The organism is Candidatus Falkowbacteria bacterium (assembly GCA_013336275.1).
In the GTDB taxonomy this organism is placed as follows: Bacteria; Patescibacteriota; Patescibacteriia; order Patescibacteriales; family GWE2-39-37; genus JAAXUA01.
In genome coordinates this window covers 77,531-91,143 of the sequence record JAAXUA010000005.1, presented here as the reverse complement: position 1 = coordinate 91,143, position 13,613 = coordinate 77,531, and the positions used below count along the sequence as shown (strand labels likewise).

Annotated in this window: 13 protein-coding genes; 1 reads left to right on the top strand and 12 read right to left on the bottom strand. The window is 40.6% G+C overall.

Annotated features, from left to right (window positions below; translation table 11 throughout):
- Positions 1-1,344: fibronectin type III domain-containing protein (locus tag HGA34_05005; protein ID NTW22864.1), on the top strand; the 1,344-nt coding region annotated here is incomplete at its 5' end.
- 71 nt (positions 1,345-1,415) lie between these two features.
- On the opposite strand, the gene HGA34_05000 is transcribed toward HGA34_05005, so the two are convergent.
- The 12 genes from HGA34_05000 to HGA34_04945 all read right to left on the bottom strand — a co-directional run bounded on the left by HGA34_05000 (position 1,416) and on the right by HGA34_04945 (position 13,612).
- Positions 1,416-1,796 carry a response regulator gene (locus HGA34_05000; GenBank protein ID NTW22863.1) on the bottom strand — a complete coding sequence of 127 codons (381 nt, stop codon included), beginning with the start codon at positions 1,794-1,796 and terminating at the stop codon, positions 1,416-1,418.
- A gap of 4 nt (positions 1,797-1,800) precedes the next feature.
- On the bottom strand, positions 1,801-2,874 hold the full coding sequence (locus HGA34_04995; protein NTW22862.1) for a PAS domain-containing protein: 1,074 nt from the start codon (positions 2,872-2,874) through the stop codon (positions 1,801-1,803).
- A gap of 155 nt (positions 2,875-3,029) precedes the next feature.
- A complete protein-coding gene (locus HGA34_04990; protein ID NTW22861.1) occupies positions 3,030-4,211 on the bottom strand; it encodes an FprA family A-type flavoprotein in 1,182 nt (393 codons plus the stop codon).
- A gap of 146 nt (positions 4,212-4,357) precedes the next feature.
- Complete coding sequence (locus tag HGA34_04985) at positions 4,358-5,125, bottom strand: CPBP family intramembrane metalloprotease (GenBank protein NTW22860.1); 768 nt, start codon at positions 5,123-5,125, stop codon at positions 4,358-4,360.
- Between the two features lie 171 nt (positions 5,126-5,296).
- Positions 5,297-5,800 carry a hypothetical protein gene (locus HGA34_04980; protein NTW22859.1) on the bottom strand — a complete coding sequence of 168 codons (504 nt, stop codon included), beginning with the start codon at positions 5,798-5,800 and terminating at the stop codon, positions 5,297-5,299.
- A 41-nt stretch (positions 5,801-5,841) separates the two neighbouring features.
- The gene (locus tag HGA34_04975) at positions 5,842-6,246 is read right to left on the bottom strand and encodes a tryptophan-rich sensory protein (GenBank protein NTW22858.1); all 405 of its coding nucleotides are present in this window, start codon (positions 6,244-6,246) and stop codon (positions 5,842-5,844) included.
- Between the two features lie 41 nt (positions 6,247-6,287).
- Positions 6,288-7,085 (bottom strand): tryptophan-rich sensory protein, encoded by a 798-nt coding sequence (locus tag HGA34_04970; GenBank protein NTW22857.1) that lies wholly within the window; start codon positions 7,083-7,085, stop codon positions 6,288-6,290.
- A gap of 20 nt (positions 7,086-7,105) precedes the next feature.
- Positions 7,106-8,311, bottom strand: coding sequence for a class I SAM-dependent methyltransferase (locus HGA34_04965; protein ID NTW22856.1), 1,206 nt, complete (start codon positions 8,309-8,311; stop codon positions 7,106-7,108).
- Between the two features lie 2 nt (positions 8,312-8,313).
- Positions 8,314-9,165: a DUF1365 domain-containing protein gene (locus HGA34_04960; protein ID NTW22855.1), complete on the bottom strand. Its 852-nt coding sequence runs from the start codon at positions 9,163-9,165 to the stop codon at positions 8,314-8,316.
- Between the two features lie 4 nt (positions 9,166-9,169).
- A complete protein-coding gene (locus HGA34_04955) occupies positions 9,170-10,417 on the bottom strand; it encodes an NAD(P)-binding protein (protein ID NTW22854.1) in 1,248 nt (415 codons plus the stop codon).
- A 35-nt stretch (positions 10,418-10,452) separates the two neighbouring features.
- Positions 10,453-11,166 carry an arylesterase gene (locus HGA34_04950; GenBank protein NTW22853.1) on the bottom strand — a complete coding sequence of 238 codons (714 nt, stop codon included), beginning with the start codon at positions 11,164-11,166 and terminating at the stop codon, positions 10,453-10,455.
- Positions 11,150-13,612 (bottom strand): FtsX-like permease family protein, encoded by a 2,463-nt coding sequence (locus tag HGA34_04945; protein NTW22852.1) that lies wholly within the window; start codon positions 13,610-13,612, stop codon positions 11,150-11,152. Before HGA34_04945 ends, HGA34_04950 begins: the two co-directional genes overlap by 17 nt.
- Position 13,613: the final 1 nt, after the last annotated feature.

Below are 13,613 nucleotides of genomic sequence, written 5' to 3'. Positions count from 1 at the left end.
GTAGCCGCTCCGACCGCCACTGCCATGTCCTTCGCCAATCGCGTCGGCACGGTAACCGGCAACACGATCGATTTGAATCTGACCGGCGTGTCCGATGCAGATCTGGCCAGTGCCGGCAGCATCACCGTTTCCGACACCAGCACTTTGCAGATTACCTTCCCGGTGGCCTTGCCTAGCGGACCGATTCCGCCAGTCAGCCTGACTACTGGTGCCAACGTGCTTACGACCGTCGATGTCTTCGGCAACAGCATTTTGGCCGCCGAGCTCTACGCTACGGCCGGTTCCTTCCCTGGCGGCATCATCCCGGTGACCGGCACACTGACCAGCGCTGCCGGAGTGACCAATATCGCAATCAACATTTTGGTCGATTCGGCTTCGCCATCGATTCCTAACGCCTTGGTTGCTGCAGCGATCTCGGCTTCACAGATCAACCTTTCCTGGTCAACCTCGACTGACAATGTGGCAGTATCAGGATATAAAATCTTCCGAGGCAGCTCGACCAATCAGATCGGCACCACCAGCGCCACTAGCTTCTCGGACACCGGCTTGCAACCGAACACCATATACAACTACTTGGTTTCCGCTTTTGATAACGCAGGCAACTCATCCGGTCTGTCTACCTCAACTAGCGCGACAACCCTGACAGTGCCTTCTAGCGGTGGTGGCGGAGGAGGTGGCGGAGTTTCGATTCCTGCACCGTGCAATTACGTCGAATACTCGGACTGGCAGACCTGCTCCAACGGTATTCAGAATCGCGACATCAAAGCCCAAGGGCCCAGCTTCTGCGCCTTGACTGCAGTCCAACAGGCCGGGCGTTCACGCAGCTGCCTCTTGGACCAAGAGAAGCCGAAGCCGGAAGTGAAAGAGTCTCAGAAAAAATCTTCTGATGAAGAGGGCAAGATCATCCGCAAGAATGATGGCAAGCTTTACATCATCAAAAATGGCCAGGAAGTTTATATCAAGAACCTGGCTGAACTTCAGCAATATCTCAAAGAAAAAAATAAAAGAGTGCTCGGTGTCAAAATCTATGCTAACGGCAGCTTGCTGAAAGCGCGCAATGGCAAGATTTACCTGCTGAGAAACGGCGTCAGAGTACAGATTCCGAATTTAAAGGAACTTGCCAAATACAGCAAAAACAAAATGTTTGCCGTGGACAATGAAACCCTCAGTAGCTATCCCGAGGCAAAAAAATTCCCGGTCGGCACCTTGATTCGTGACAAAAATAAGAATATCTATGTCATCAAGGCCGACGGCAAACTCAAAATTCATACCATGGCCGAACTGCGCAAGTACAGAAACAAACCTATCATCGAAGTCGATGACGTCAACTTGAGAGGTAATTAACCATCTACCATCACTCAAACAAAAAACGCCTTTTTAAAAGGCGTTTTTTGTTTGGACTGATCTTACGAAAATTATTTTGTGCACATTAGCTTATAGATTGCCTCTTTGACCTCATCCACAAGCAGAGGCTTTCTGAGATACAAGTCTTTCCCCCCTGCTTCGACAAAAGACATCTGAAGCCTCTCGATTTCCTGAGGATAGCCTGAAAGCAAGAGGACTTCGATCTTTGAAGAAATTTTCTTCACCGCTTTGCAAGTTTCTACGCCGTTCATCCCCGGCATGACCAGGTCCACTATCACCAGATCGAAAAGTTCATCCTTTAGGATATTGATAGCATTTTCGCCGCCAATTGCGGTTTTAACATAAAAACCAGCAAACTCCAACCCTTTTTTGATTCCCTGTACGACTATCTCTTCATCATCCACTATGAGCACCTTGATTTGATTTTGCATCTTGCTATCTTAACGAATTAAACTTGACCAGCACTCGAGTTCCTTTCCTTTCCTCGCTCTCGATGTTTATTTCTCCCTGGTGATTCTTGATTATCCCATATACGGCCGAAAGCCCCAGCCCTGATCCGTATTGTTCTTTTTTGGTGGTAAAAAAAGGTTCGAAAACATGTGGCAAATCCTCCTTGGCAATGCCCTTGCCATTATCAGATACCTCCAAAAAGACAAAATTGCCATCTTCTGAATTCCACGCTTTGACCTTTATTTCGCCGCCGCCGCTCATGGCTTCTTTGGCGTTGATTAGCAGGTTCAATAAGACGTGCTGCAACTGGGCCTTGTTCCCCTTTATGTCCTTAGGCTCTTCCAATATCTCTTTCACTATGAAAATATTTGATGAGATAAACTGCCTTTCAGAAAATATCAAAGTAGAGTTTATGACATCGGCCAGACTGACTTTCTCCATTTCATCCTTGGTGGTTCGCGCGAAGTATGTCAGATTCTTAACTATCTTATTCATATAATCGCAGGCTTCCAACATAAGTTTATACTCCTGCTTCCTTGCACCGTCTTCAGGCTCTTGTTTGACATATATATCTAAGAAATTGTGGATGCCGGTCAGCGGACTGCTCAATCCATGCGCTATGCCTGCGCTCAGTTGCCCGATCATGGACAGCTTGTTGGCCTGGAGTGAGGACTCCAATATCTTCGTTTTTTCAGTAATGTCTTCTATAGCGACAAAAATGTATTTCTCCTCCCTGCTCCCATCGCTGAGCTGTTTCGCGTTTATCAGCATGACTTTCTGCCCGATTGTTGGAAAATCATGGCTAATCTTCAAATCATTGAAAGATGTCGTGTCCGATGACACTCCATCAAAAAGCTTATGCAGCCCGGGAATGTCCCACTGGCCGTTTCCCAAATCATAAATATACCTGTTCAATACATCGGCAGGGCTTACTTTGAATAACTCATAAAAAGCCTCATTGGCATAGATGACATTCAAGCTAGAATCCAATACGAGAATAGACTCCCTGATGGTGTCCAATATATCCTCCCTGAAGACATTCATGTCAATTTTATTCATACGTCATGTTATCAATAATACTTCAATAGTACACCTTATTATCCATATGTACAATCAAACATGCCTTGCCCGAAAACAAGAAAAAACAGCCCCTCTCGAGACTGCAATATCATACATATCCGCTCACGATATGTGCATCCGATTAAATTTACGCGTCAAATATGATTCAGCTCCTTGTGCTTCTGCGCGATGCCTTGAGCGAGCTTGTCTATATTTTTTAAATCGTCTTCGCTGGGCATTCCCTTGACGATTACCGGCGAAATCACTTCCACTTTCAGATTCTTTATCATCAAAGCGGCAGCCTCCGCCATGCCTCCGGACCAGCCGTAAGAACCGATTACCGAAACGAATCTGGTTTTCGGCCTTAAGGCATTGGCTAAGTATAAAAGGTTGGCCGCGCCCGGATGTATGCCGCCCAAAAGGCAGGGCGTCCCGATGACGAAAGTCGCCGCATCCACCATGTCTACGGCGAGCTCGCCGATGTCCATTTTGGATATATCGTAAAAACGTACTTCGACTCCGTTCTTTTCCAAAGACTCCTTGAGACGGTCTGCCAGCATTTTGGTCGAGCCGTGCATGGAGATGTAGGCGACAACCGCCAGGTTTTTGACGCTTTCATCGGCAATCCAATTCCGGTAGCTGCCCAGGACGGCTCCCACGTCACTATGGATCGGCCCATGTGACGGCGCAATCATGTCTATCGGATAGCTCTCGAGCTTGGCCAGATTGCTCTTGATCATCAGCCGGAAAGGCATCATGATTTCGGCAAAATAAATCTTAACGGCGTGTTCCAATCTGTATTTGTCAAAAACCAGGAGGTCATCGGCCGCCAGATGCGCGCCGAAAAAATCACAGCTGAAGAGGATCTTGTCTTCCTTTAGATAGGTGACCATGGTCTCCGCCCAATGGACCCAGGGAGTATAAATGAATTCCAAAGTCTTGTCTCCTAGATTGATCGTGTCCTTGTCCTTGACTACCTGCACCCTGCTTCCGGAAATATGAAGAAGGTCGGCAAGGGCTCCCTGGCACTTGTCGCTGCAGAGGATCGTGGCTTCGGGGTACTTTTCCAGAATCAAAGGCAAGCTGCCTGAATGGTCCTGCTCCGCATGATTGACGACAATATAGTCGAGCCTGTCTACTCGAGCGGCAGCTAGGTTGTCCAACAATACTTGCGACTTTTCCGGATCGACGGTATCGATCAGGGCGGTCTTCAGACTGCCCTTTACGACATAAGAATTGTAGCTCGTTCCGAAAGGCAGCGGGATAAGCGTATCGAAAAACTTCCGATCCGGATCATTCGCGCCCACTGAAAAAATATTGTTCTTTATCTCTTGCATACAATAATCGATTATTTCATATGCTCACATTATAACACGAGTTGTATAAATTAGCTCCGCAAATAATCTATGTCATTCGCACCTCCGAATGATCATCAATTATCATGGCTGGCGTATCTTTATTGCTTAATCGCAATTGTCTTTCTTTATATGAACCTCGTGGCGATCAGCGGCAGAATAACGTGCAGACAAATATCGGTTGAAAAATGGCTGATCATAGCTGACTCTAGTCCTTTTTTCCAATACAGCCAACCGAAGACCACGCCTCCGATACCATTGAGCACGATTGCCCTTGTGACCACAAGCGGGGTGATTGCAGTCAGACCGCTAGTTATGGGAAGGTGGCCAAGGCCGAATATTATAGACGAAATGACGATGGCCAACCAAATACCCAAGATGGTCGGCTTGCCCTCGGCTGTTTTTTTTATTTTGAAAGTTACCCAAACGAAAAAAGTCATCAAGAACAAGCGAAGCAAAACCTCTTCTCCGATGCCACCATAAAAGGAGGCCAAGAATGACTTCCATGTCGGGACTGCCATTTCCGCCTTTAAAAAATCGATTGACATGGACCCGAAAAACACACTGAACAAAACTATTAATACCGCCACCAGAATGCCCAAACCGACAGACTGCCGCAAGATAGACTTTAGATTTTCTTTTTGCGCTTCACCTTTCAATAAACCTTCAAGGATCGGAAGACCAAACCCGACGCGTTTAGCCAGTTTTAATCCGAAAAAAACTGCTATCGAAAACAATACCAAGGCCTGAACAACCTGGGCGACCAGCATGATGGGGGTAATCACTAAGGCTGTATCTTTAATGAGGGTGAGCGCATAAGGCATCACCATCAAGGTCGTAATCGCACTTGCACCGAGCAAAATAAAAAATAATTTCCGATCGATTGAGTTTTTCATAAAATTATTATTAAGATTATTTTATGAACAAAATAATCTTATTATCTCATATTATACCACCAGTTCTATCCATCGTCTTCCCCCAACAAAAAACTGCTCTAAAATAAGCATTTTTTGTGTTTGCACGCATTGTAACGGCGGTTAGATTCAACGATTTTTTTCAACACCACTTTAAATGCTCCGGCTATCATAAGACCAATGCAATAAGGCCTGACGTTGTTTTGGTCGGCAATCATAGTCACCTTTGTGACAGTGCATTTTAACTGCCGCCCAATGACGAGTTATGGCCTTCCATCGCTTAATCTGGCGCAGATCGTCTTCGTGCCTGCGCCCCAAATAATAGCGGCAATACCACTGAAACCAACCGCGAGGATCATCGGGGTGAATCCAGCCTTTGAGTCTCCAGGTTCTTAACGACTGGCTGGCATTAACTTTAAAAAAATTTAGGCTTGCGTCGTGCCTTTCGTGGCATAGCTTCGCCTCCTTAAACCAGCTCGCGGGAAACTCCTTTCCGCAATCAGTCATATATTTGCCACCAAAAACTCCGAGCTTGAGCATTTCTTGCGGAGATAATTGGGGCTTGAATTCTGGATCAAAATTCTTACCCTCTTCCTCGACCAGAAAATAGCTATAACCGGATTGCATTAAATCATTAACTTCAATTTTTCTAGGCATATTTCCCTTTGATCAGCGCCTGAATAAATGTAATATAAAAACTACCTACCCCTATTCATCCAAGTAATCGACAGCTGCAGCGTCGTGGCCGTAGCCACCCAAATCAAATACGGTATTTGCGCTAGTGACAATAATCGGAAATAAGGCCAAGCCAAAATCATGCTTGCAATAATAGTGCCAAGCACCAACAATATGTCGATTGCGGCCAGCCAGAGATTTTTAAGCCCGAACTGAATCGGCGTAAACAATAGATTGAAGACAAGATTCGATAAAAAAACAATCAGCACCGTGCGGGATATCTCCCCCTTCCAATACTTATAGACCACAAAAATAATAGAGATGGCGATAATCGGATAAAGAATCGACCAAATCAGACCGATCGTTGAGCCAGGAGGAGTCCAGGCTGGCTTCAACAGCGCGTCATACCAAGTTTTATAATCGAACATATTGTTTTGTTTCAAGACCAAGAATCAGGTCTTGTTTTTTGTTAATTTAGCTTAATATTATTTTTTTTGTATATCTCAAAAAGAGTCACCGTAAATATAATAATGCAAATTATTGTGACTGTAATTACACTTACATATTGACCAGCAAAACCTGATTGTGATAGATGCTTAAACAATATGCCGGAATATGCCCAAACCAAAACTAAGCCATAAGCTAATTTTTTATCCTTTAGCATTCGTAGAACACCAATAGCTGCACCTATAAATAAAATAACGCAAGTCCAGATATAATCAGCGATGCCAAAACCATTCCAGCCTATGCTCACCAAAAATACAGTGATATTGGCGATGGTCGCGACCGTAATCCAGCCAAAATAAACACTAAAGGGCGTGGCAACAAAAAGCTTCTCTTGAGTAGATAAATTAACTGCACCGATAACATCGTTAATTTTGATTAGAGTAATTAGCAAAAACGCCATAATAATAACCGAAAGTCCAATATAGTCGTAATGCCAAGAGAAAATCCAGGCAATATTGCACAGAGCATTGATTGCAAATAGCAAATTAACTTTTTGACAAAGTGCTTCATCCTTCTGTTTAGCGTCTTTGCCAAAAGAAATAAATTGGTAAAGCAGGTAGCCGCCCAACAAAAGATAAATAAGTCCCCAGATGGAAAATGTCACGCCAGCTGGAGCAAACAGATTTGGATAAGCATCAGATATTGCGCCAGTGGAACGATTGTTTATCGGTAAGGCATTAGCCGAAAAATTTACCGTCACCATGGCCGCATAAGTGATAGCGGCAAAAACCTTAAGGGGCAAACCGATGGAGTTATTCATATTTTTTTTATAGCAGAGCGCTAATTATTTTTTTCGATAGTCACCTGAACATCATCGATATAGCCTGACTCAAAACCAACTTCGCAATAAACAAAATAATACAACCACATCCGAAATTCTTCCTCGCTAAATCCTAAACGGATAACATCATTCTTTTTTGCTACAAAATTATTTTTCCAGCTACTAAGAGTCTTGGCATAGTCCTGACCGATGCTATCGATTAGGCCGACATTTAATTTATTTATTGCCAATTCTTTTTTAACTCGACCCAAGGAGAGTAATTCAGCGCCAGGGAAAATATATTTTTTAATAAACCCGGTATTCTTTAGATACGCCTCGAAATACTGATCGGGATAGGTGATAAACTGCAGGCACGCTTTACCGCCCGCCACCAATAAACTGTTCAATTTAGCAATAAAAACAGGAACGTATTCGTGGCCGATGGCCTCCATCATCTCAATAGATACAATTTTGTCATACATTCCATCGAGTTCGCGATAGTCAATCAATTTCAAATCGATATTGCCGCTCTGAGCCTCGGCATTGATTTTATTTCTTACATAAGCAAATTGCTCATCAGAGATGGTAGTTGTCGTAACATGGCAGCCATAATTTTGAACTGCATAAAAAGCGAACCCTCCCCAGCCAGTGCCTATCTCAAGGAGTCTGTCACCTTTTTTTAAATTTATATTTTCACAAATTATCCTATATTTATTTAACTGACCTTCTTCGAGTTCCAATGAGTCCGTAAAGACAGCTGATGAATAAGCCATTGTCTTGTCGAGCCAGAGTTTATAAAAATCATTCGAGACATCATAGTGTGCTTTTATGTTTTTTTTGCTGCCCTCTAATGTATTGCGATTTTTCAAATGTGCATTTTTAAGTAAAAATTTACCCCATTCAAAAAAAACGTGAAACGGTTCATTTTTCCTAAAGCCTGGCAGCAACTCTTTGTTTTGTAAAAACCACCACAAAAGCTTCTCGAGGTCCGGAGTCTCAAAATCATTCATGAAGTATGACTCACCTAAACCAGTGTCACCGTAGAGAACTACCCTTTTGAAAAAGTCTTTGTTTAAAACTTTTATTTTCGCCTCATCGACTAAAAAGTTGTCGCTATCTATCGAAATTTTTTCACCAAAGATAAACTCTTTGCCTGCAAATTCGACAATAAGTATACCCTGAAACTTTTTACTTTTTAAAAATACCCGAAATATACTTTCAAACATATTTACTTGGTAATAGTTTTATTATTTATAACTTGCGCAATTTCTGCATCTGTTTCGGCCTTCTTAAAATATGAAACTTTCTTAATAAAAAGTTTGAGGGCCTGATAGTGAATCAAGATAATGATACGAATAGCCATTAACGGATAACGTAGCTGAACCCATAATAATCTGGAATTGGTAACCTCTACCCGCCGACCGGTCAAAAACGTCTTCAATGTCACCTCTTCATCTTTCAACGAATCTATAGCCATCCTAAATGATTTTGAAGGAATGTCAAAATGCCACTCTAAATCATTTGCATAATCTATAAATGGCGATATATAATAGTTCTTTTTTTGCTTTGAAGTAAACTCCTGCTGTTTTGCATCATCGATCAAAATATAATACATCTTCTGATCAAGAAAGGTGTTGTTCACCTCATTAAAAAGAACTCGGAAGGTTCCACTTTTATCGAAACAATAATAAAAAGTGACCGGATTAAAGACATAGCCAAAATTTCGTAAATTGGTAAGGACAAAAACCTTATCTATCTCAAATTCAAAACCCAACTCCTGGGCGAAAATCTGAATTCTTTCTTTTGTGTTTTTATTTATATATTTAGCTGGATCAAAACTAACATTCTCCCGTGCAATAGTTTGCGAGTCAGAGGTACTAGCGTACAGAAATTTGAAATGATCAACATCGTAAAAACTAAGAATATTTTTACGATTATAGCCAAAAGTAAAATATTTTTTATCCAATTCAACTAATTCATCCAAATCCAAATACATCATATATATGGAGTATCTAAATGCGTTTTTTCTTGGTTTCAATCTCTCGTGAAACAATTTTGAAACATAAATACAGGAATTCATAGTGCTAAGCTTTATTTTTCAAAATATTAACAACCCCTAAGCCTGCCTTAACACCATCCTCGTGAAAACCATAGCCGAAATAAGCACCCGCAAAAAATATCCTCGTCTCCAGATTTAATTCAGCCAACCTGCCTTGAATCGCAAAGTTTTCGACCGTAAAATTCGGATGCTCATACTTCATCTTCTTGATAATCTTATCATCCGCAATTTTCTCAAACGGATTTATGGAAACCAAATACTCGAGTCTTGCGACTGGCTTTTGCAATCTATTCATCCAGTATACCGTTGAGCCTTTCTCGCCCTCTACGCTCATGATCTGGTTCCAGGATGCCCAGGCACGCTTGGCAGTCGGCATGCAGCCAGTATCATTGTGTAAGACCGCTTCGTTGCTATTATAGCCGAACTGCTCGAGCAACTTCTTTTTTTCTGTCGGCATATTTTTAAAAATCTTAAGGCTATCTGGCGCATGACTTGCCAACACAACATAGTCAAACTTGTACATGCCCTTCTTGGTTGCAAGTTCAATGCTACTAGCGATTTCATCAACAGTATCAACAGCTTCATTCAAATGTATATCTAATTTACACCTTTCAACGATTTTTCTAGTATATGTGTCGGACCCACCCTTAACCGTGAACCATTGGAACTGTCCGCTGGCACGCAACAAGCCATGATTGTAAAAAAATGGCAATAGCAATGACACTGGGAATTCATAAACACTTCGCTGAGGGACTGACCAGACCGCTGAAGACATTGGCGCCAGGTAATTATCTATAAAATAATCCGAGAGATGATTTCTGCTACAATAATCTCTAATTGTCTCTTCATTCCCCGCCATCTTGTCATGATCCTTAAGGGCTACTTTGAAAAATTTATTGATTTCCAACAAGAACTTCCAAAATCGCAATGAGAAGATATTTTTAGGTTGAGCGAACAAACCCAGCAGACCGCCACCTGAATACTGCAGGCCATTTTTCTTATTAAATACTGAGAATGACATGTCGGTTTTCTGCATCTCCACACCCAACTCCTCAAACAACTTCACCATATTGCCGTAAGTCTCAAGATTAAAAACCATAAAACCAGAATCAACCTTGAATTCATTATCACCCTCCTTGATTAAATGTGTATGGGTGTGTCCTCCTAGGTAATCATTTTTTTCAAAAATTGTTATCTCAAAATCATTACGCAAATAGTAAGCGCAAGTCATTGCAGATATCCCAGAACCAACTATGGCCAACTTTTTTTTCATAATAATATAATTTATACCTTCCGAAAAAACTTCCTCTACCTGCTATTCAATTTAATCTTGCCATTAACCTCAGGAAATATAAAGTTATCGACAATATACTCATAGCCTAGTCGATTAGGATGTATTCCATCGGTGAGCATTTTGCTTGAATCTAGAAAAACCTCTTTTACAACAAATGGCAATAATTTCACTTCTTCTAAGGAGGCTACTTCCTTATACATTTCATTAAATTCCTTACGATAACGGAGACCAAGGTTAGCGGTTGATTCAATTTGCAATAAGTAAATACTTTCCGGTTCAATATTTTTTTTGAATATTTGCAAAGTTTTTTGAATATTTTCTCGGGTATTTTTTATAGGTAAATTACGAAAGGCATCATTGCCTCCCGTAGTTATCAGCAACATATCAGGATTTTGTTTGGCAATAAAATCTGCCCGTTCCAAAAGTCCAGCCGTGGTCTCGCCACTAACACCAGCATTAATTACTTCGACATCTTTACCTGACTCAAGAAGTTTTGCTTCGAGAATTTTGGGGTAGCTGTCGTCAAGCGGCAAGTCGAAACCGGCCGTTAAGCTATCGCCGACGGCGATTATTTTAAATTTTGAATTTACGCCTCCCTGCTCACTTGAAGTTTTTCGAACTTCAGTTGTTGTATCGGAATTTTGTTTGTTGCCACCCGAAAAAAAATAATAACCGACTAATCCAATAATAAAAATCGCAATTAATATAATGCTAGTTGTTTTCTTCATAGTTTAAATAATCTTTTATTGATCGGTCTCCCCTTGTCCAGATAAAGAAGCTGACGATAATTATGCCGACAAAAATTGAGATAAAAATATTAAAAGAAACTAAATCGAAATAAATTCTATTATCTATTTCAATGAATTTTATAATCAAGAAGTTTGACAAAAAAACGGCAAAAACATAAGCGGTCAACGAAGACAATAGAAGAGTAATAGAGGACTCAAAGATGAAAAAGTTTCTCAGATATTTTTTGGTCTTGCCAAGGGCCATCAATCTGGCGCCGTCTCTTTTTCTGTCTTTTGACATTATAGTGATAATATTAATAATCAAAAGAGTTGATAGCACTATAGGAGGTATAGTGATAATCAGCACAATTATCAAAAGAAGCCCGATAATGTTTTCTGCGATCCTAGTGACTCTGCTAGTATCTATCAGGCTGACATTGGGAAAATCACTCGAAAGTTTTTTTGACAAATTACCTATTTCATCGGCTGGAATGTTCAAATAACCAAAAGAGGTGTTGGGAAACTGCTCCAAATCATCGGGCGAAAATACCAAAAAGAAAAACGGCATTCCTGATCTAGTATCTACCTTTCTGATGCTTGCTACCTTGGCTTCCAGGGTAAAGCCTTGAATATTTAAAACTAACATGGAGCCTAATTTTGCATTTAGTCTTTTAGCAAAATCCTGTTCAAGCGAAACTTCGCCTTTTTTAATTGACTCAAAACTACCCTCCACTACTTCCTCACTGCTCAATAAATTGTTTCGATAAGTTAAATTAAACTCTCTGGTAAATTCTCTATCGAGCTTAGAGTCCTCCTTTTCAAGCTCTTTCTGAATGTCGAGCCCATCAATACTTACCAGACGTGATCGGACATTGGGAAAAAGAGTGCTGTCAGGATAAAAACTTTTAAACTTGTCAATTTGAGATTTCTGCAAGTCAAGAACATAGACGGATGGGATATTATTACGCAAATCGCCCCGCAAATATTCATCAATAGCTGAACGCAGTATTGATAAATTAAATACAGCAGTTAGCGCCACAAAAAGCGAGGCAAAGGTAATAAGTCCCAGGAAGGCATCAAATTTTTTCTGAGATATTATAAGTTTAATAAAAAAAGGAAATGATGATCTGATTCGATAGAATCCTTTAATTACATAGGAGTAAAAAAACATTACCAAGCCATAAGTAATAATAATGACTCCCACAACAGCTACTCCGTAAAAAAATGATTCGAGAAAATAAATCGCTATAAAAGTTACCGGGAAAAGCCCTAGCAAGATATCCTTAAAAATGTTTTTATAAACACTGCTCTCCTTATTCTTGGAATTAATTAACAATTCTTTTGGACTAAGCGATTTTAATTTGTTAATAACCGGGAGAGTGGCAAATAAACTCGTGATATATATCAAAAAAACTATAAGTATAATTTGTAGGAGATTAAAATTTTCAGTTAAATATATCTGAAAATTTATTCCAACAACCTTAATTATCCATGAATTCAACAAGCAAGCCGAAATACTGCCAAATACAATCCCAGCTAAAATTACAAAGCTATTTACGAGGAGTAGGATTTTGTAAACATCTTTCACCTTTAATCCAAGCGCCATAAGTATGGCAAAACTTCTCCGGAGCCTCTCAGCTAAAAAGCTGACGGATGAATATATATTGACTAGGGCCAGTATAATTATAACCAGAATTACCACGATCAAAAAGTTTTTCACCACCTCGAGTCCAAATTGAAGTCCAGACTCTCCACCACCCTCAAAGTTTACCCTTGCTCCATTTTTTCTAGCCTGTTCTTTGAGAGATGTTTTTTCTTCTTTATTAAATTCATTGATAACAATGGCCTTTGCCCTGTATTCTTTTCGAAACAAAGCTAAATCGATTTGGCTATACGCTATCGCCTCCTCAGACAAGATAACCTTGGGGGAAAATGAAAAACCACTCAATAAACTTTCCGGATTCTGCGTTACGACCCCTTTAACAAAAAAATCTCGATCATTAAATTTCAAAGTATCGCCAATTTTGAGGTTCAAGCTCTGCTTGAGGTTTTCGTCGATGTATATCTCGTTATTATTTGGATGAATATAGCTACCAGACTCTAGCCCTACAACACCATACAAGGGAAAGTTTTGATCAACAAACGTAAAATCAACCCCCGTGGCATTTTCCTTGCTTGATATCAGGCCCTGAAAATTAATCTGCTTAGTAATTTTTTTTATTTTGTTTTCAGATAAATAAGTACTGATATCAAAAATTTTACTTGATTCTATGGCGACGTCACCACCGATAAACTCCTTGTCCCTAGCTGACAGATACGCCGAGGTTGATGATATCAAAAAATATGACAAAACCACCACGCTTGATGTAAGTAGGATGGAAATAAAAGGCAAGAAAAACTTCTCCTTCTCTTTGTATAAAATTTTTCGTGAATATTTGAATATCATA

What these genes read in the sequence shown, in the direction of transcription:
- HGA34_05000 (NTW22863.1), bottom strand. Translation starts at nt 1,796, where the DNA reads ATGCAAAATCAAATCAAGGTGCTCATAGTGGATGATGAAGAGATAGTC.
- HGA34_04995 (NTW22862.1), bottom strand. Translation starts at nt 2,874, where the DNA reads ATGAATAAAATTGACATGAATGTCTTCAGGGAGGATATATTGGACACC.
- HGA34_04990 (NTW22861.1), bottom strand. Translation starts at nt 4,211, where the DNA reads ATGCAAGAGATAAAGAACAATATTTTTTCAGTGGGCGCGAATGATCCG.
- HGA34_04985 (NTW22860.1), bottom strand. Translation starts at nt 5,125, where the DNA reads ATGAAAAACTCAATCGATCGGAAATTATTTTTTATTTTGCTCGGTGCA.
- HGA34_04980 (NTW22859.1), bottom strand. Translation starts at nt 5,800, where the DNA reads ATGCCTAGAAAAATTGAAGTTAATGATTTAATGCAATCCGGTTATAGC.
- HGA34_04975 (NTW22858.1), bottom strand. Translation starts at nt 6,246, where the DNA reads ATGTTCGATTATAAAACTTGGTATGACGCGCTGTTGAAGCCAGCCTGG.
- HGA34_04970 (NTW22857.1), bottom strand. Translation starts at nt 7,085, where the DNA reads ATGAATAACTCCATCGGTTTGCCCCTTAAGGTTTTTGCCGCTATCACT.
- HGA34_04965 (NTW22856.1), bottom strand. Translation starts at nt 8,311, where the DNA reads ATGTTTGAAAGTATATTTCGGGTATTTTTAAAAAGTAAAAAGTTTCAG.
- HGA34_04960 (NTW22855.1), bottom strand. Translation starts at nt 9,165, where the DNA reads ATGAATTCCTGTATTTATGTTTCAAAATTGTTTCACGAGAGATTGAAA.
- HGA34_04955 (NTW22854.1), bottom strand. Translation starts at nt 10,417, where the DNA reads ATGAAAAAAAAGTTGGCCATAGTTGGTTCTGGGATATCTGCAATGACT.
- HGA34_04950 (NTW22853.1), bottom strand. Translation starts at nt 11,166, where the DNA reads ATGAAGAAAACAACTAGCATTATATTAATTGCGATTTTTATTATTGGA.
- HGA34_04945 (NTW22852.1), bottom strand. Translation starts at nt 13,612, where the DNA reads ATGATATTCAAATATTCACGAAAAATTTTATACAAAGAGAAGGAGAAG.